The organism is Ruminococcus sp. (assembly GCF_019423705.1).
Classification (GTDB): Bacteria; Bacillota; Clostridia; order Oscillospirales; family Ruminococcaceae; genus Hominimerdicola.
Window position 1 is genome coordinate 115,920 of sequence record NZ_JAHZAX010000005.1, and the last position, 18,840, is coordinate 134,759.

19 protein-coding genes are annotated in these 18,840 nt (G+C 45.6%); 15 read left to right on the forward strand and 4 right to left on the reverse strand.

Annotated elements, in window-relative coordinates; all coding sequences use genetic code 11:
* Positions 1-136: 136 nt before the first annotated feature.
* The 6 genes from lepB (QZ371_RS05645) to thrC all read left to right on the forward strand — a co-directional run bounded on the left by lepB (QZ371_RS05645) (position 137) and on the right by thrC (position 4,832).
* Positions 137-772 carry a signal peptidase I gene (gene lepB / locus QZ371_RS05645; protein ID WP_295210507.1) on the forward strand — a complete coding sequence of 212 codons (636 nt, stop codon included), beginning with the start codon at positions 137-139 and terminating at the stop codon, positions 770-772.
* A complete protein-coding gene (gene lepB / locus QZ371_RS05650) occupies positions 769-1,347 on the forward strand; it encodes a signal peptidase I (protein WP_295210509.1) in 579 nt (192 codons plus the stop codon). The genes lepB (QZ371_RS05645) and lepB (QZ371_RS05650) overlap by 4 nt, the downstream gene beginning before the upstream one ends.
* A gap of 27 nt (positions 1,348-1,374) precedes the next feature.
* Complete coding sequence (gene ylqF / locus QZ371_RS05655) at positions 1,375-2,271, forward strand: ribosome biogenesis GTPase YlqF (protein ID WP_295210511.1); 897 nt, start codon at positions 1,375-1,377, stop codon at positions 2,269-2,271.
* A gap of 1 nt (position 2,272) precedes the next feature.
* On the forward strand, positions 2,273-2,884 hold the full coding sequence (locus tag QZ371_RS05660; protein ID WP_295210513.1) for a ribonuclease HII: 612 nt from the start codon (positions 2,273-2,275) through the stop codon (positions 2,882-2,884).
* Positions 2,865-3,260: a YraN family protein gene (locus tag QZ371_RS05665; protein WP_295210515.1), complete on the forward strand. Its 396-nt coding sequence runs from the start codon at positions 2,865-2,867 to the stop codon at positions 3,258-3,260. Before QZ371_RS05660 ends, QZ371_RS05665 begins: the two co-directional genes overlap by 20 nt.
* An 81-nt stretch (positions 3,261-3,341) precedes the next feature.
* Positions 3,342-4,832, forward strand: coding sequence for a threonine synthase (gene thrC / locus QZ371_RS05670; RefSeq protein WP_295210517.1), 1,491 nt, complete (start codon positions 3,342-3,344; stop codon positions 4,830-4,832).
* 92 nt (positions 4,833-4,924) lie between these two features.
* Here thrC and QZ371_RS05675 read toward each other — a convergent pair whose 3' ends face one another.
* A complete protein-coding gene (locus tag QZ371_RS05675) occupies positions 4,925-5,089 on the reverse strand; it encodes a DUF1540 domain-containing protein (protein ID WP_295210519.1) in 165 nt (54 codons plus the stop codon).
* Positions 5,090-5,186: 97 nt separating this feature from the next.
* On the opposite strand from QZ371_RS05675, the gene QZ371_RS05680 reads away from it, so the two are divergent.
* The 4 genes from QZ371_RS05680 to clpX all read left to right on the forward strand — a co-directional run bounded on the left by QZ371_RS05680 (position 5,187) and on the right by clpX (position 9,191).
* On the forward strand, positions 5,187-5,897 hold the full coding sequence (locus QZ371_RS05680) for a metallophosphoesterase (RefSeq protein WP_295210520.1): 711 nt from the start codon (positions 5,187-5,189) through the stop codon (positions 5,895-5,897).
* Positions 5,898-5,969: 72 nt separating this feature from the next.
* Entirely contained in the window at positions 5,970-7,250 is a 1,281-nt protein-coding gene (gene tig / locus QZ371_RS05685; RefSeq protein WP_295210522.1) for a trigger factor, read from the forward strand.
* Positions 7,251-7,314: 64 nt separating this feature from the next.
* On the forward strand, positions 7,315-7,905 hold the full coding sequence (clpP, locus tag QZ371_RS05690) for an ATP-dependent Clp endopeptidase proteolytic subunit ClpP (RefSeq protein WP_295210524.1): 591 nt from the start codon (positions 7,315-7,317) through the stop codon (positions 7,903-7,905).
* Between the two features lie 17 nt (positions 7,906-7,922).
* On the forward strand, positions 7,923-9,191 hold the full coding sequence (gene clpX / locus QZ371_RS05695; RefSeq protein WP_295210525.1) for an ATP-dependent Clp protease ATP-binding subunit ClpX: 1,269 nt from the start codon (positions 7,923-7,925) through the stop codon (positions 9,189-9,191).
* Positions 9,192-9,287: 96 nt separating this feature from the next.
* Here the strand turns inward: clpX and QZ371_RS05700 are convergent, their stop codons facing one another.
* Complete coding sequence (locus QZ371_RS05700) at positions 9,288-9,977, reverse strand: YoaK family protein (protein ID WP_295210527.1); 690 nt, start codon at positions 9,975-9,977, stop codon at positions 9,288-9,290.
* Positions 9,974-10,909 (reverse strand): homoserine O-succinyltransferase, encoded by a 936-nt coding sequence (gene metA / locus QZ371_RS05705; protein ID WP_295210528.1) that lies wholly within the window; start codon positions 10,907-10,909, stop codon positions 9,974-9,976. The genes QZ371_RS05700 and metA overlap by 4 nt, the downstream gene beginning before the upstream one ends.
* Before the next feature lie 346 nt (positions 10,910-11,255).
* Between metA and glyA the strand changes: the two genes are divergently transcribed.
* The 3 genes from glyA to QZ371_RS05720 all read left to right on the forward strand — a co-directional run bounded on the left by glyA (position 11,256) and on the right by QZ371_RS05720 (position 14,246).
* Positions 11,256-12,503 carry a serine hydroxymethyltransferase gene (gene glyA / locus QZ371_RS05710; RefSeq protein WP_295210530.1) on the forward strand — a complete coding sequence of 416 codons (1,248 nt, stop codon included), beginning with the start codon at positions 11,256-11,258 and terminating at the stop codon, positions 12,501-12,503.
* Positions 12,504-12,627: 124 nt separating this feature from the next.
* Positions 12,628-12,924, forward strand: coding sequence for a hypothetical protein (locus QZ371_RS05715; RefSeq protein WP_295210532.1), 297 nt, complete (start codon positions 12,628-12,630; stop codon positions 12,922-12,924).
* A gap of 53 nt (positions 12,925-12,977) precedes the next feature.
* The gene (locus QZ371_RS05720) at positions 12,978-14,246 is read left to right on the forward strand and encodes a replication-associated recombination protein A (protein ID WP_295210534.1); all 1,269 of its coding nucleotides are present in this window, start codon (positions 12,978-12,980) and stop codon (positions 14,244-14,246) included.
* A gap of 62 nt (positions 14,247-14,308) precedes the next feature.
* Here QZ371_RS05720 and QZ371_RS05725 read toward each other — a convergent pair whose 3' ends face one another.
* Positions 14,309-15,226 carry a S1 RNA-binding domain-containing protein gene (locus QZ371_RS05725; protein WP_295210536.1) on the reverse strand — a complete coding sequence of 306 codons (918 nt, stop codon included), beginning with the start codon at positions 15,224-15,226 and terminating at the stop codon, positions 14,309-14,311.
* A 408-nt stretch (positions 15,227-15,634) separates the two neighbouring features.
* On the opposite strand from QZ371_RS05725, the gene QZ371_RS05730 reads away from it, so the two are divergent.
* Positions 15,635-16,561 carry a fibronectin type III domain-containing protein gene (locus QZ371_RS05730; protein ID WP_295210537.1) on the forward strand — a complete coding sequence of 309 codons (927 nt, stop codon included), beginning with the start codon at positions 15,635-15,637 and terminating at the stop codon, positions 16,559-16,561.
* Between the two features lie 244 nt (positions 16,562-16,805).
* Positions 16,806-18,839, forward strand: coding sequence for a single-stranded-DNA-specific exonuclease RecJ (recJ, locus tag QZ371_RS05735; protein WP_295210539.1), 2,034 nt, complete (start codon positions 16,806-16,808; stop codon positions 18,837-18,839).
* Position 18,840: the final 1 nt, after the last annotated feature.

Sequence of the window (18,840 nt, forward strand, 5' to 3'; positions counted from 1 at the left end):
CGGCTCTTTTTTTATTTATGGCAGGATTTTTTCAGCAAAACCCCTTGTAATTTGTTTTAATATTTGTTATAATAAATCTATATGAGTGTTTGACGGCTGCATTAAGCGGCGTTTATTATAGAATCGAGGCATAGTTATGGACGAGAATAAAAAGTTCGGTGAAGTCAGCGAAAGCGAGATCAAGCTGGCAAGCGCCGCAGCTCCCGAGGACTTGAAAGAGAAACCTCCCGTTGATATGAAGGACGAATTTCTTGAGTGGATAGAGTCCTTTGTGTTTGCAATGTTCATCGTTATCCTCATTTTTACATTCCTGTTTAGGATAGTCCTTGTGCAGGGCAGTTCGATGTGCGATACCTTGCAAAACGGCGACAGACTTATAATCACCCATATAAACTATACCCCGGAAAAAGGCGATATCGTCGTAATAAACAGCGATGTGCTCCATAAGACTATCATAAAGCGTGTTATCGGCACAGCCGGCGATAAGGTGGTCGTGGATTATAATAACAATACCGTGACGGTCAACGGCAAGGTCATTTCAAATGACAATATCAAAGAGCCTATGTATAATTCGGGTATGTTCGACAGCCAGTATATGGTCAGCGATAACGTCTATGAATACGATGTTCCCGACGGCGATATATTCGTTATGGGCGATAACCGAAACAATTCCACCGACGGCAGACGAATTGGCTTTGTCAGCACGGGGGACGTTCTCGGTAAAGCTGTTTTCAGAATGTATCCCTTTGACTCATTCGGAAAAGTTCAATGACAGCAGCAACAAAAAAACGCAGCTCGGCTGTTGACAGCATTTTTGACTGGCTTGAGACCATTGTGTTTTCCATATTCCTTGTGGCCTTTATCTTCACATTTGTGTTTAGGATAGCAAATGTCGTGGGGCAATCAATGCAGGATACCCTCTATGAGGGCGACAGGCTGGTGATATCTCACCTGTTTTATACCCCGAAGCAGGGCGATATCGTGGTGATAGAGTCGTCAGCTCTGAAAGAGACTATCATAAAGCGCATTATTGCAGTTTCAGATCAGACCGTCGAGGTGGACTATAAAAACGCCGTCGTGAAAGTTGACGGAGAAATCCTTGACGAGCCTTATATCAAGAGCAAAAATGCTTTTGAGCGAAGCTATTTTTCTGAAAGCTATTATAACAGCGAAAATGACACCTATGTATATAACGTGCCTAAAGGGTATGTCCTCGTAATGGGGGATAACCGAAATCATTCGACGGACAGCCGTGTTATCGGCTGCGTGCCGCAGGACGAGATTTTAGGCAGAGCCGTGTTCCGTTTTTATTCAGCTAACGACGGAAAGATCGGCACCATTAAATAAAAGTAATCAATGATTGGAGTGATAAATATGAGCGAAGCTTCTCACGTTCAATGGTTTCCTGGCCATATGGCGAAAACACGTCGTATAATGGCTTCAAACCTCAAGCTTGTTGACGCTGTTGTGGAGATCACTGACGCTCGTATTCCATATTCAAGCAGAAACCCCGAAATGAAGCGCATTGTTGGCTCAAAGCCAAGGCTGGTGCTTCTCAATAAGGCGGATTCTGCTGACCCTGCAATAACGGCTATGTGGCTCGACTATTACGCAAAGCAGGGCATTTCGGCGCTGGCGACAGATTGCCGAAGCGGTAAGAACGTCAATAAGTTTTACGGCAAGCTAAAAGAGCTTTTGGCCGATGATATCGAAAAATGGAACACAAGAGGAATGTCTGGAAGACCTATCAGAATTATGATCGTGGGCATACCTAATGTTGGTAAATCATCATTTATCAATAGGCTTGCAGGTTCAAGACTTGCAAAGGTCGAAGATCGCCCCGGCGTTACAAGAGGCAAGCAATGGGTCAAGCTTGAAGAGGGCTTTGAGCTTCTTGATATGCCGGGCGTGTTGTGGCCGAAGTTTGAGGATAAGCTTGTGGGCGAAAGACTGGCTTTTACGGGTGCTGTCAAGGACGAGATTATGGATATCGAGTACCTTGCCTGCCGTCTGCTGGAATTTCTCAATGACAATTATCCTGAGCTTATCGAAAAGCGTTATAACATCAAGACCGACGATATCGAGCCTGCGGACGAAGAGACTATCGGCTGCGTTGTGGGCTATGAGATACTCGAGCGTATCGGCAGAAAGCGTGGCTTTCTTATTTCCGGGGGCGAGATCAATACTGAGCGTGCGGCTATCACTGTTATGGACGAGTTCAGAAACGGCACTATCGGCAGGCTGACCCTTGAAAAGCCAAAGGGGTATTGATATGACGCTTCACGAGTTTGACAATGAGTATAGAAAAGATTACGATATAGTCTGCGGCTGCGATGAAGCTGGCAGAGGTCCGCTGGCAGGCGATGTCTTTGCGGCGGCTGTCATCTTTGATAAGGATACAGTCATCGAGGGCATTAACGACAGCAAAAAGCTCACGCCGAAGAAGCGTGATATGCTTTTTGACGAGATTATGGATAAGGCGCTTGATTTCTCCATTCAGACTGCAACTGTTGCGGAGATCGAGGAGTACAATATCTTAAACTGCGCAATGCTTGCAATGAAAAGAGCAGTCGAAGATATGGATACAAAGCCTGATGTTTGTCTCATCGACGGCAATAAGACCCCTGAGGGGCTGGAGTGTCCTGCCATAGCAGTTGTAAAGGGCGACGCTAAAAGCCAAGCCATTGCGGCGGCGTCCATACTTGCAAAAGTCGCACGAGACAGATATATGGAAAAAATGGCTGAGGAGTATCCTAAGTATAAGTTTGAAAAGCACAAGGGCTACGGCACAAAGCTGCATTATCAAATGCTTGACGAGTACGGTCCCTGCGAGATACACAGAATGAGTTTTCTGAAAAAGTATTATGCAAACAAACAGAAGTAATGTAGATCACAGCCAGCTCAGAAAAACGGGCAATATCGGCGAGGACGCCGTCTGCGCTTTTCTGCTTCGTCACGGCTATGAGATACTGAACAGGAATTTTACCGTCAGAGGCGGTGAGATAGATATTATTGCGAAGAAAGCGGATATGATCGCTTTTGTCGAGGTGAAAAGCCGTAAAAAAGGCTCTCTCACAACGGGAGAGGAGGCTGTCACCGAGGGCAAGCGCAGGCATATCATAACGGCGGCGGAGCGGTATTTTCAAAAGCTTCGTGAGCCCTGCGACTGTCGTTTTGACGTGGCTGTGGTGGAGCTTGAGGGTGCAAAGGTGACGCATCTTAAATATTACGTCAGCGCTTTTGACGCAAGCCACAAATAATTTTGGTAAGAACGGACTTTTGTCCTTAAATTAATACAGCCGACGCACCTGTCGGACAATTACACAGAAGGGTTGTTGTTTATGTTTTACAAAAGTACAAGAAACAGCGAAGTAAAAGTTTCGTCTGCACAGGCGATCGCACAGGGAATTTCAGAAGAGGGCGGACTTTTTGTTCCTTCCGAGATACCTGCGGTAACTCTTGATGAGATCAAGGCTCTCGGTGAAAAGAGCTATGCCGAAAGAGCATTCTTTGTTTTCTCAAAGTTCCTCACAGATTATACTGAGGCTGAGATACGCTATTGCGTTGACGGCGCTTATAATACAAAGAATTTTGACACAGAGAACATTGCTGAGCTCGCTCATCTTTTCGACGGCACATATATGCTTGAACTGTGGCACGGTCCGACTTGCGCATTCAAGGATATGGCGCTCCAGATACTCCCATATCTCCTTACAACTGCAACAAAGAAGATAAATCTCGACAAGAAGGTGGTTATCCTCGTTGCAACATCTGGCGATACAGGTAAGGCAGCTCTCGAAGGCTTCAAGGACGTTGAGGGCACAGAGATACTTGTGTTCTATCCAGAGGACGGCGTGTCTGCAATGCAGAAGAAGCAGATGACAACACAGGAAGGCAAGAACGTGGGCGTTTGTGCAATCAAGGGCAACTTTGACGACGCACAGAACGGCGTAAAGGCTATCTTCACAAATAAGGAGATCGCTGACAAGCTTTCAGATAACGGAATGATGTTCTCTTCCGCGAACTCTATCAACTGGGGTCGTCTTGCTCCGCAGATCATTTACTATGTATCTTCATACGCTCAGCTGGTGGCTGACGGCGAGATAGAGCTTGGCGACAAGATCAACATCGTTGTTCCAACAGGCAACTTCGGTAATATCCTTGCAGGCTACTATGCAAAGCATATGGGCGTGCCTGTAAACAATCTTATCTGCGCTTCAAACGCAAATAACGTCCTCACAGACTTCATCAAGACAGGTATCTACGACAGAAACCGTCCGTTCCATACAACTATCTCTCCTTCAATGGATATCCTTATATCTTCAAACCTTGAGAGACTTCTCTATCACCTCAGCGGTTCTGACGACGCTCAAATCAGAGAGTGGTTCGGCAGCCTTGCAAGCACAGGCAGATATGAGGTTACAGACGCTGTCAAGAAAGCACTTGCCGACGAGTTCTACGCAGGCTGCTGTAATGACGATGAGACAAAGGCTTGTATCAAGGAGATCTATGACGAGTATTCATATACTTGCGATACTCACACAGCCGTTGCAGTCAAGGTATATAAGGATTATGCAAAGGCAACAGGTGATAAGACAAAGACTGTTATCGCTTCCACAGCAAGCCCATATAAGTTCTCGGGCTCAGTTCTCAGCGCTATCGGCAAGAACACAGACTGCGACGAGTTCGGCCTCGTTGACGAACTTGCAGAAGTTTCAAATATTCCTGTACCTGCTTCACTTGCAGCCCTCAAGGATAAGGACGTAAGATTCTCAAAGGTCATCGACAAGACTGAAATGAAGGATTACGTTTTCGAGTCTCTCGGAATTTAAGCAAGTATCTTGCTTTTTTATGTACCCGTCCGACTATTGTCGGGCGGATGTCAGAAAACAGCGTATGTTTACTGACCGACAGGCGGGAAGTTTTAGCTTCTTGCCTTGAATGTCTTGCATTCAGTTTCATCGCAGCAGTTAGGGTCGGTGCAGGTGCAGCCTACGTCGATCTTGCCTGCGGTACATTCGCAGTTGTCCTTGTTGTAAACACAGTTGTCTACGTTGCAATGAATACCGTAAATTCTTTCCTTCTCCATTGTGTTTCACTCCTTCCGCAACAGTTCGTTGCAAGAGTATTATGTGCAAAGGAGAAAGAATAATACGGTGGCAAATAAAATTTTAGGAGGAAATTATTTGAGTCTGTTCGCTATTGCCGATCTGCATTTGTCATTCGGCGTTCATAAACCTATGGATATTTTCGGCGGCTGGTCGGATCACGTCTCAAAGCTTGAAGAAAACTGGCAGAGCAAAGTTAAGTCCGAAGATACTGTCGTAATTCCAGGCGATATCTCTTGGGGAATGAATTTTGAACAGTCGAAAAAAGATTTTGAGTTTATAAACAGACTTAACGGCACAAAGATAATTTCCAAAGGCAACCACGATTACTGGTGGACGACAAAGAACAAAATGGATAAATTTTTTGCTGAAAATGGTTTTGACACCATCAATATTCTGCATAATAATCATTATAAATATGGTAATATCGGAATATGCGGCAGCCGAGGCTGGATAAGCGATAACGGCGAACCGGCCGATCAAAAGGTGCTGGCGAGAGAGTCAGGCAGACTTGCTATGTCTATCGAGTCGGCGATCAAGGACGATCTGACGCCCGTGGTGTTTTTGCACTATCCCCCGATTTTCGGCAACAGCTATAATTACGATATGCTGGATGTGCTGCATAAATATGACATAAAGCATTGCTTTTACGGACATCTTCACGGAAGAGCCCACGCTTATGCCATAAACGGCACCCGTGATGGCATTGATTATCGGCTTATAGCCAGCGATTTCTTGCATTTTGACCCACTTGATATAACGAAAATTGTGCAAAGTGACAATTTATAAAAAAATGCTGGAAATGACATTTTATTTGTGCTATAATGTATAAGATACATTTATATAATGGAGGAATAATAAATGAGTTTAAAAGCTACAAACAATGTTGAAACTAATAAGTTCGAATTGGAGATCGAAATTTCTGCCGAAGATTTTGAGGCTGCTATACAGAAGGCTTATCTCAAGGCTAGAAAGAACATTGCTCTTCCTGGCTTCCGTAAGGGCAAGGCTCCAAGAAAGCTTATCGAGAAGGAGTATGGCGAGCAGGTATTCTTTGAGGACGCTGTAAACCTTCTTTATGCTCCTGTTGTTAACGGCGCTGTTGAAGAGTCAGGTCTCGAGCTCGTTACTCGCCCAGAGGTAGAAGTAACTGAGATCAGCAAGGAAAACGGCGTAAAGCTCAAGGCTACTTGCATCACAAAGCCTGAAGTTGAAGTTAAGGACTATAAGGGTATAGAAGTTGAAAAAGTTGTCAATCCTGTAACTGATGAGGATATCGACAAGCAGGTAAACGCTCTCAGAGAGAAGAACGTTACTGTTGAGACAGTTGACGACAGAGCTGCTGAAAACGGCGACGATGTTGTTATCGACTTCGAGGGCTTCAAGGACGATGTTGCTTTTGAGGGCGGCAAGGCTGAAGACTTCACACTTTCACTCGGCAGCGGTCAGTTCATTCCTGGCTTTGAGGATCAGATCGTTGGTCACAACGCTGGTGAAGAGTTCGATATCAACGTAACATTCCCAGACGAGTATCAGGTAAAGGAACTCGCTGGCGCTCCTGCAGTATTCAAGATCAAGCTCAAGAGCATTTCAAAGAAGGTTATGCCTGAGCTGGACGACGAAATGGTAAAGGATTCAACAGAGTTCGATACTGTTGACGAGTACAAGGCTGACGTTAAGAAGAAGCTCGAGGAAGCTAACGAGAAGCACGCTGACGCTGAGGTCGAGGCTAAGATCTTCGATAAGGTCATCGACAATATGACAGCTGAGATCCCACAGGTAATGTTCGATAACAGAGTTAACGAAATGGTAGGCGAGCTTGAGCAGAGACTTGCTCCACAGGGCATTTCCCTCGATCTTTATATGCAGTACACAGGTCAGACGATCGACACAGTCAAGAAGGCATATGCTGAGCAGGCTGAGAAGCAGGTAAAGCTCCGTCTTGCACTTGAGAAGATCGTTGAGCTCGAGAACGTTGAAGTTTCTGACGATGAGCTCAAGGCTGAGTTTGACAAGCTTGCAGAGAACTACAAGCTCACAGTTGACCAGATCAAGCAGTTTATCCACGACGACGACCTCAAGAAGGATATCGCCGTTGGCAAGGCAGTTGATCTCATCAAGGATGCAGCTGTAATCAAGTAAGATATTTTATGCTTTCGCCCGCATAAGCTCTATGCGGGCGAAAATAGATTAAGGAGGCAATTTTATGGCATTGGTACCTTATGTAGTAGAACAGACAAGCAGGGGAGAAAGAAGTTACGATATCTATTCCCGTTTGCTCAATGACAGAATTATAATGCTCTGCGATCAGATCGACGACGCAGTTGCAAGCGTCGTAGTGGCGCAGCTTCTTTATCTTGAGGGTCAGGATCCTGAAAAGGATATCGACCTTTATATCAACAGCCCCGGAGGAGTTATCACCGCAGGTATGGCAATTTACGATACTATCCAGTATATCAAGTGCGACGTATCTACTATCTGTATGGGTATGGCTGCTTCAATGGGTTCGTTCCTGCTTTCAAGCGGAACAAAGGGCAAGAGATTTGCTCTTCCAAACAGCGAGATACTCATTCACCAGCCACTTATTTCCGGCGGCGGACTTTCGGGTCAATGCACAGATATAAAGATACACTCTGACCATATGGTCAAGACAAGAGAAAAGCTCAATAGGATACTTGCTCAGAATACAGGCAAGTCTATCGAGCAGATCAATATCGATACTGAGCGTGACAACTATATGACCGCTCAGGAGGCTGTTGAGTACGGTCTTATTGATAAGGTAATTACTAACAGATAGGTTCGGTGAAAAAATAAATGGCTAATGAAACAATCAGAAGATGCTCGTTCTGCGGCAAGCCCGAGGATAAAGTAAGAACTTTGTTCTCAGCAGGCACAAGTCATATCTGCGACGAGTGCGTGCTTTATTGCTATAATGTTCTTGCCGATGAGACAGGTCTGCCAACAGCTAAGGCAGGCAGATCAAAGGCTAAGCCAAAGTCTGACGAAAGCGGTATCACCCTTAAAAAGCCTGCGGAGATCAAGTCAGTCCTTGACGAGTATGTTATCGGACAGGACGACGCTAAAGTTGCGCTTTCAGTTGCGGTGTATAACCATTATAAGAGAATACTTTCCCTTAACGATGACGATGATGTTGAGATACAGAAGAGCAACGTCCTGCTTCTCGGTCCAACAGGTACGGGCAAGACCCTTCTTGCACAGACCCTTGCAAGACTGCTCAATGTTCCTTTCGCTATCGCTGACGCTACCACTCTGACAGAGGCAGGCTATGTTGGCGACGACGTTGAGAACGTGCTCACAAGACTTATCCAAGCCGCTGATTACAATGTTGAAGCAGCTCAGAACGGTATCATCTATATCGACGAGATCGACAAGATTGCAAGAAAGTCCGAGAACGTTTCTATCACAAGAGACGTAAGCGGCGAGGGCGTTCAGCAGGCGCTCCTCAAGATCGTTGAAGGCTGCGTTTCAAACGTTCCTCCACAGGGCGGAAGAAAGCATCCACATCAGGAATTCATTCAGATCGACACGAAGAATATCCTGTTTATCTGCGGCGGCGCTTTTGAAGGTCTTGAGTCCGTTATCAAGAAGAGAACAGAGTCATCATCACTAGGCTTCGGCGGCTCGGTAAAGAGCAAAAAGGAAGAGAACAACGTGATGAAGAAAGTTCTTCCTCACGACCTTGTAAAGTTCGGCATTGTGCCTGAGCTGGTTGGCAGACTTCCTGTTATCACAGTTCTTGACGAGCTTGACGAGGACGCACTTTGCAGAATACTCACAGAGCCAAAGAACTCGCTCCTCAAGCAGTATACAAAGTTGTTCAAGCTTGACAATATCGACTTTGAGGTAACAGAGGACGCAAAGAAGGAGATCGCAAAGGAGACTATCGCACAGAAAACAGGCGCAAGAGGTCTGAGAGCGATCGTTGAGAAGATACTCACAAAGCTTATGTTTGACGCTCCGTCAGACGATGAGATCGTAGGTATCAAGATCACGGCTGAGTGCGTAAGAGGCGAAGCAGAGCCCGAGATCACAAGAGCGGTAAGTTCCCCAAGAAAAGCTTAATATTTCAAAACAGGTGGTGCGTTTTTGCATTGCCTGTTTTTTTGCGCACAAAAAAGGACAGTACCAAAAATACTGTCCTAAATCCTATCTACTTATTTACTTTTTCACCTTTTCCGCCGCAAGCTTGTCATCATCTGTCCTCAGTATGCAAAGCGCTATCACAAGCCCTGCTAGCGCAACAAATACAGCTTTCGTCGATAGCTGATCTGTCACCAGCGCACCGAGCGCCGCACCACCGATGAAGCATAGAATTATGCCGTAATATTGAAATGCGTTGCTGAGCTTGTCTCGGTTCTTTGTCTTGAGATATTGGAAAAGATTGTCCGTGCCGCTGCGGAGATTGCCGGTGCACATCGTCGTGGCAAAAGGCTTGCCGTCCATTTTTCTGAAGCCCTCGACCTGCATTGCGCAAGTGAAGGATACAAGAATGTTCGCCAGCGTGTTGAGATTGCCCGAAGGTATGAATCCCACCGCCGTCAGCACGATTATCTCAGCGCCGATTATTATCCTGTGCCAATGAATGGTCGGGTGCTCGTTGAATTTCGATTTTATAAACTCCACTATCAAAACACCCAGCATAAATGAAAGTATCGGCATTAAATACAGAAAAACTTTCAGCCAGTTGCCGTTTCTCACATTGATCGCAAGAAGCACCATATTTCCCGTCTGCGCATTTGCGAAAACTCCGTCACGGGAAATGTATGTGTATGCGTCAAGAAATCCGCCAACTATCGCCAGCATTACGCCGACGCCGTAAAATTCAGCAATGTGTCTGCCGTTTTTCATTGCTCATCACCGACCGCCACAAGCTCGTTAAGATCATACGGAGTTTTCTGATAAATGCAGTAATTGAGCCAGTTTGAATAAAGCAGATTTGCCGAACAGCTCCAATTGAAAATAGGCTTGTTGTTCGGGTCGTCCTCAGGGAAGTAGCTGTACGGAATGTCTATCGGCAGACCCTTTTCCTTGTCTCTGAAATACTCTTTCGCAAGTGTCTCACGATCGTATTCCCAATGACCAAACAGGAAAAACTGCCGCTGGGTCTTGTCGGAAACAAGATGAACGCCAGCCTCGTTTGATTCAGCCACAACTATGAGCTTGTCGCACTTTTCAATGTCCTCACGGCGAACTTCCGTGTGCCTTGAGTGTGGGCAATGGAAAACATCGCCAAAGCCCTTGAGTATAATGCTCTCTGGGAACTCAATGTGGTGCTTGAAATTGCCGAACATCTTCTTTTCAAGAGGGTGCTTTGGCACACCGTAATGATAATAAAGCCCTGCCTGCGCTCCCCAGCAAATGTGTATCGTCGAGAAAACGTTTGTCTTTGACCATTCAAAGACCCTGCAAAGCTCTTCCCAATAGTCAACGTCCTCATAATCGAGCTGCTCAACAGGCGCACCCGTTATGATAAGTCCGTCATAGCGGTTGTGACAAACCTCGTCAAAGCTCTTGTAAAACGCCAGCATATGCTCCTGCGGCGTGTTTTTTGACATATGGCTGCTCATCTGAACAAGGTCGATATCAACGTGGAGCGGCGTGTTGCTGAGAAGCCTTAGAAGCTGCGTCTCTGTTGCGATCTTGTCGGGCATAAGGTTCACAATTGCGATCTTCAGCGCACGGATATCCTGGTGCGCAGCCCTGTCGTCGGGAATTACAAATATATTCTCTTTTTCCAGCGTGTGAAACGCAGGAAGATCATTTGGTATCTTAATAGGCAAAGTATATCCCACCTTTTTTATTTGTATACTCTAAAATCTTATTATACCATAATAACTGACTTAAATCAATGAAATACAAAATATATTCACATTTATTTTAATTTCGTTATATAAGTTTATAAAAGGAAAGAGGGTCACCACGCAGCGACCCTCGTATCCTATAAATTGTCCTCTTCCGTCAAAAACCACGCCCAATGGTTTCCGCCTATGCTATGATACCATATTTAAAGAGAATTGTCAAGTCAAAAAGAATTTCAAAAAATCTATTGCAAAAATCGGGAAAATGCGCTATAATAAAAAGGAACGGTTCGTCCGTAAAAATTTAGACGATTGGAGTTTTTATTTTATGAAAATGCTTGATACTATCGGCTTTGTAGAAAATGTTGATAAAGAAGTCGGCGAAGCAATGAATGCAGAGCTTGCAAGACAGAGAAGAAATCTTGAGCTCATCGCCAGCGAAAACATAGTTTCACCTGCTGTTATGGCAGCTATGGGTTCAGTACTTACGAATAAATATGCTGAGGGTTATTCTGGTAAGAGATATTACGGCGGCTGCCAATGTGTTGACGTTGTTGAGGATATCGCTGTTCAGAGAGCCTGCAAGCTATTCGGCGCAAAGTATGCAAACGTTCAGCCTCATTCCGGCGCACAGGCTAATACGGCCGTTTACTTCGCTCTCCTCAAGCCGGGCGATACAGTAATGGGTATGAGCCTTGACGCAGGCGGACACCTTACACACGGCTCACCTGTAAACCTTTCTGGTAAGTATTTCAACTTCGTTCCTTACGGCGTAAACGATGAGGGCTATATCGATTATGAGGCTCTCTATAAGCAGGCAAATAAGTGCAGACCAAGACTTATCGTTGCAGGCGCAAGCGCTTATCCAAGAGCTATCGACTTTGCAAAGCTTTCTGAGATCGCAAAGGCTGTCGGCGCTTATCTTATGGTAGATATGGCGCATATCGCAGGCCTTGTTGCCGCAGGCTGCCACCAGTCTCCTGTTCCATATGCCGATATCGTTACAACAACAACTCATAAGACCCTCAGAGGTCCAAGAGGCGGCCTTATCCTCACAAATAACGAGTATATCGCAAAGAAGATCAATTCCGCTATCTTCCCGGGCACACAGGGCGGCCCTCTTATGCACGTTATCGCTGCAAAGGCTGTTTGCTTCGGCGAGGCTCTCAAGCCTGAGTTCAAGGCTTATGGCGAGCAGATCGTAAAGAACGCACAGGCTCTTGCAAAGGGACTTCTTGACAGAGGTTTCAACCTCGTTTCCGGCGGCACAGACAACCACCTTATGCTTGTTGACCTCAGACCATTCCACCTAACAGGCAAGGAATTTGAGAAGAAGCTTGACGAAGTTTTCATCACAGTAAACAAGAACGCAATCCCTAACGACCCTGAGAAGCCATTTGTAACAAGCGGCGTAAGAGTTGGTACAGCAGCCGTAACAACAAGAGGTCTTGTTGAAGAGGATATGGACGTTATCGCTGAGTGTATGTACCTTACAGCAACAGATTTCGACAATAAGGCTGACGAGATCAGAGCAAAGGTAAACGCTATCTGCAAGAAATATCCACTTTACGAGTAATTTAAGATAGTATATCAAAGGGACGGACAATGTTCGTCCCTTTTTTTGCGCAAAATCGTCACGAAATGTTGAAATATGCGAAAGAATGTGCTATAATGTATGTACTATCATATATATAGGGGGAATGGCTGTGAACGAGCTTATCCAGCAGTTTATAAACGACGAGGTCACGGCGGTGACTTATAGCGACCTGTGGAATTTCGTCAGCTCGAATTCCATTTGCAGGGGCACATTTGAGGGCAATAACCATATCGTGATGAAAATATCCTCCACGCAGTTCGTTATCTATCGTGTGTGTCTGGGTATGGAAAATACAAAGTACCAAGAAGCGGTGCTTGTTGCGAAAAACTATCTGCTGAAAAAGATAAACAGCCGTGCTTATCAGCTCCAGCTCGAGGATATACAGAACATTCTCGACTGATTTTTAAGCATATTAAGCACTAAGCGCTAGGCAATTTGTAAGGAGATTTTGAAATGACTGTGCCATTGGCGGAAAGAATAAGACCAAAGACCCTTGACGATATAGTCGGACAGTCCCACCTGCTGGGCAAGGACAAGCCGTTAAGACGTATCATCGAGAGCGGAAAAATACCAAATATGATATTCTATGGCCCGTCGGGTATCGGCAAGACCACCGTTGCGAGAATGATCGCAAACAACGCCCATATGACAATGCACAAGCTCAACGGCACAAGCGCCTCTATCGCCGATATCAAGCAGATAGTCGCCGAGACCGAGACTCTCAGCGGCATAAACGGCATTTTGCTTTACCTCGACGAGATACAGTATCTTAACAAAAAACAGCAGCAATCGCTGCTCGAGTATATCGAAAACGGCAAGATAACACTTATCGCCTCCACGACGGAAAATCCGTATTTTTACGTCTATAACGCAATAATAAGCCGCTCGACTGTCTTTGAGTTCAAACCGATGACCGCCGAGGAGATAATGCCTGCCATAAAGCGTGCGTTTCAGCTTATGGCGGACGAACTGGGGCTGAAACTGCGCCTTGAAAACGGCGTTCTTGAGTATATTGCAAGGGGCTGCGGCGGCGATGTGCGAAAGTCTATCAACACCGTTGAGCTTTGTATCCTCTCCGCCGATAATGACGGCGAAAAGCTGACAGTCAAGCTTGATAACGTCAAGCTGCTCACTCAGCGCAGCAATATGCGTTACGATCGTGACGGCGACCAGCATTATGATATCTTGTCCGCCCTGCAAAAATCTATCAGAGGTTCGGACGAAAACGCCGCACTTCATTATGCCGCACGGCTCATCGAAGCTGGGGATATAATCTCCCTTTGCAGGCGGCTTCTCGTTATCGCCAGCGAGGATATCGGCCTTGCCTATCCACTTGCCGCTGTTGTGACGAAAAATTGCGTAGATTCTGCGCTGCAACTTGGCCTCCCCGAAGCGAGGATACCCCTTGCGGAAGCCATAATCCTTCTTGCCACAGCGCCGAAATCTAACTCAGCCGAAGCCGCTATCGACGCAGCACTTGCGGACGTGCGTAACGGCGACGGGGGCGATTATCCACGCCACTTGCAGAATAAGCATTTTGACGGCGAGGGCGCAGCGGTCAAGGGTCAGCATTACCTCTATCCACACGACTATCCGAACCATTGGGTGGAGCAGCAATATCTCCCCGATAAGCTGGTTGGCAGGGTCTATTACAATTACGGCGAGAATAAGACCGAGCAGACTGCAAAGCTTTATTGGGATAAGATAAAGGGCAGAAGGTAGATTTAATATTGTTATATAAAAAAGCTGTTGTACGATTAAATGTACAGCAGCTTTTCTTTATGTCAGAAATCTGAGTAAATGTTCTTTTCACATTCGTTGGTGGAATATACCCATTTTGTGAGCTTTCCACCCGTAATGAAGTAGTTTATCTTTGAGGGAAATACGCTGTTTTCAAAAACGTCAACAATAATAAGTTTCACTTTCATTTTTTCGGGTATTAGTGCCTTTATGTAAACGCTTGCCGCCTGCCCAACGAACACATTTTCCCTTGGTTCGGCAAGCCCTGCAAGGTTTGGCGCAAGCTCGATAAAAATGCCGTATGGCTCAACTGAGCGGACAATCCCGCCCACAGTTTCCCCAGCCGAAAACAAAGCGGCGTTCTCCTCCCAAGTGCCCAGCAGCTCCTTGTGGGAAAGGCAAACACGATCGCCCTCGTTGGATTTCACAACGGCGTAAATATCCTGCCCGTTGAAAAATCTGTCATTAGGGTGGGATATCCTCGAAACGGAAATTGCGTCGATAGGAATGAGAGATGGAAGTCCGCAGCCGATATCCACAAAGCAGCCAAATGGCTCAAGGTGGGTCACTTTTGCAGGGATAACGTCCCCCGAGGTCAGACCGGATATGTATCTTTCAAGGCATTCCTCCTGAGCGAGCCGCCTAGACAGCGTGCAGACGATTTCGCCGCCCACCCTCGCAATGTCCGTGACCTTGAAGCACACCGTCTTGTTCACACGGGAAAGCAGAGCGATGTCTTTGGTCGTGCCCTCACGAATTCCGATCGCACCCTCGATCCTTGGAATGACACCCTTACCGAATGGCAGCTCAACGATAAGATCGTGCTCGCTGGTGCAAAGAATTGCGTGTCCCTCTAAAATGAGTCCCTGCGCCATAGCTTCTGACATCGTGTGCTCGTTTTGGAGATAATATCTGTTTTCATTTGAATTAAAGACCTTGCCTTCGGGTAAATACTTTTTCATTTTTGTGCCTCTTTCCCCACAGCATTTTCGTAATTCTGACAGGATCGCCGTGGTTGATCCCTGTTTTTTGCTGATATTTCTTAATATTTTGCACATATTTGCGTTGGTCGTTATGTGCAATTTGCTTTATTATCACAATAGATTAATATTCAATGTGACGAATATTTAGTACAATCAGTACAATTTTCAGCCCGTTTTTTAAACAATATACGAAAAATAAAGAAAAAAGCTTGACAAACGTTAATTGACGTGTTACAATAGTGTAGTAATTTGTAATCGATCTGTAACTTTCTAAAGCGTTATCGTTACAAATTGATACATATTTTTACTAGACTGTAATAAACATTAAATAGCGCAGCGCAAAGACTAATGTGCGCTAATTAAACGAAAGGGTGTGAAAGGTTAGTTTTGCAGAAAGCGCAGCTTGCGCCGAGCGAACAGACCATATTACTAATGAATTATTCAGCAAATTCTTTTAAGCAGGAAACAAGCAAGGCAATGAAGATCTTTGTTATGTTTGTTGCAGTTCTTATGACATTTCTTGTGATGACGGAGGGCGTGAGCGCAGAAGCTGCTTCAGCAGGACTTTCAGCTCCTAAGATGATCGAGCAGATCAATTACGGCAGCGAATTCACCCACCCATACAAGAAGCAGACAAACACAATCAAGGTACATTGGAGTGCTGTAAGCGGCGCCGCAAGCTATAAGCTTTATATCAAGGGCGGCAATTACAAGAAATGGACAAAGTACGCTACTGTTAAGACAACAAGCGCAACAGTTTCCAAGCTTTCAAGAGCGACAACATATCAGTTCAAGGTAAAGGCTTTAAACGGTAAAAAGGCTTCAAGCTATTCAAAAACTCAGACTATCAAGACCGCAAGAATGGATTTTGACAAGGCTGGCTGGGAAGCAATGTGCCGTATAGTTTATCACGAGGTCGGCAAAATGGCTGGCTCAATGTGGGATAAGCCTATTGTTTATGTTGCAGACTGTGTAGCAAACCAGTATGTTGCAGCGAAGTACACAAACAACGCAATGTGGAGAGCATATTACGCAAGATATAAGAGCGTTCAGGATATCATCTACAAGAGCGGCGGATTTATGTCCTCAGCTCAGCTTTCAAGAGACGGCGCAAATTACTCGAACGTTTCAAGAAGAGTAAAGCAGGCTGTTTTCGGTGCAGTTTACGGCAAGACCCATTACAACGGCATTGCAAACGACTACAACGTATACTTCTGGTGCAACAGAAGCTACAAGACAAACAGCAGCAAGATCGCATACACATTCAAGATTCCTTGGGGCTACTTCAACGTTTGGAGAACTTATTGGGGATAATTCAAAAGCGCAAAACGTAATACTATTATAGAATTATGGAAAAAGAGAGACAGTTTTTATGACTGCCTCTCTTTTTGTTTTACCTGTTCCACACAGATTTTTAAAATGTTCCACGTGGAACATTTGTTTTAAAGTCGAGCATTGTATTTAAACGACGTTGATAAAACGCTTAACTACTTGAAAAAACTTTAATTATGTGCTATAATAGCATAGAATGTAAACTCGTGTAAAGGAACAGTTTGGTATGAAAAAATGGAGAATAAAAAGACCTGATGAAAAGAAAACTGCCGAATTCAGGTCAAAGTGCGATCTTAATAAGCTGACCCTTGACGTTATGACCGCAAGGGGCTTCACGGATTTTGACAGCTTGGTGGAATTCTTTAACGGCGAAGAGCTAAGCGACCCTTTCACCATAAAGGATATGGAGCTTGCCGCCGATGTTATAAATAATGCTGTGGACGCTTATGACCTTATCTGCATTTACGGCGATTACGACTGCGACGGCGTGACCTCGACCACCATACTTTACAACTATCTCGAAAGTATGGGCGCAAATGTTATGTACTATATCCCCGAGCGTGAGGACGGATATGGTATGAACGTAAAGGCCATCGAAGCGCTGGCTGAGAAAGGTGTAAAGCTTATCGTAACAGTCGATAACGGCATTTCAGCGGTGGAGGAAGCGGAGCGTATCGCAGAGCTGGATATGGAGCTTGTTATAACTGACCACCACCAGCCCCCCGAGAAGCTCCCGAGAGCAAGGGCGATAGTTGACCCTCATCAGGTGGATTGTCCCTCGACCTACAAAGACCTTGCAGGCGTTGGCGTTGCGCTGAAGCTTTGCGCAGCCCTTGACGGCGGAAGCTATGAGTCGGTTATGGAGCAGTACGCCGATATCTGCGCTATCGGAACAGTTGCGGACGTTGTGCCGCTGACGGGGGAGAACCGAACGATAGTAAAGCGTGGACTTGAATTTCTTAAAAACACCGAAGTGCTGGGTCTGAACAGTCTCCTTGATAAAACGAAGATAGATCGAAACAATATAAATTCCACGGGCATTGCTTTCAGGATCGCACCTGTCATAAATGCGTCGGGAAGATTTGGTTCTCCGCTGACCGCTGTTAAGACCCTCCTTTGCGAAGACCCCGAAGACTCTGACAGCTATTCCGAGACACTTATGACCCTTAACACAATGCGCAAGCAGACCGAGACGGAGATAATGACGGAGATAGTCAATTACATCAACGCTGATCCGCAGGTGCTCGATCATAGGGTGCTGGTGCTTTCGGGCAAGGGCTGGCACCACGGCGTTATCGGCATTGTGTCGTCGAGGATACTCGAATTTTACGGCAAGCCAAATATCATAATCTCCATTGATGATAATGGCAACGCACGAGGTTCGGCACGAAGCGTAAAAGGCTTCAACATCTTCAAATGTTTCCAGCATTGCGGCGACGTTCTCGAAAAGTTCGGAGGACACGAGTGCGCAGGGGGACTTTCTCTTGCGGCGGACAGGATTGAGGACTTCACAAAGCTGGTCTACGAATACAGCGAGGCAATGGAAAGTTTTCCGGCGTTGGAATTTGTTGCCGACAAGCTTCTTATGCCGGAGGATATCTCAGTTGACAGTATAAAAGGGCTTAATAGTATGGAGCCGTTCGGTGCGGAAAACCCTCAGCCAGTTTTTGCAATACTTGGCGCACGGGTGGATAAGATAATACCACTTTCGCAGGGCAAGCACACGAAGATAGAATTTACATACGGAGGTTATCACGGACAGGCGCTTATATTCTCACTTGCCCCCGAAAAAGCTTGCTTTGCAGTTGGCGACAAGATAGATATGCTTGTGAACCTTGAAGTCAATGTGTTCAACGGCAGAGAGTCGGCGGCAATAAAGGTCATCGACCACAGATTGAGCGGCGTTAAGCAGGACAGATATTTTGCCGCAAAGGATTGTTATGAAAAACTTATGCGTGGGGAAGAGCTTCCTGCAAACTTTATCCGAAAGATAATCCCCACAAGGCAGGAGCTTGTGGACGTTTACAAGCACATAAACGCCGTCAAAAACACCACTCTCGATAATTTATTTATGAAGCTTTCAAGCGACAGTATGAATTACTGCAAGCTTCATATTTGTATAGATATTTTCAGCGACAAGGAGCTTGTTGAGTTCAAGCCTGCGACGATGAAAATAAAAATTCTCCCAACACAGCACAGGGTAAATCTTGAAGAGTCAGATACCCTTGTAAGGCTGCATTCTATGCTGAAAGGCAGGTAAG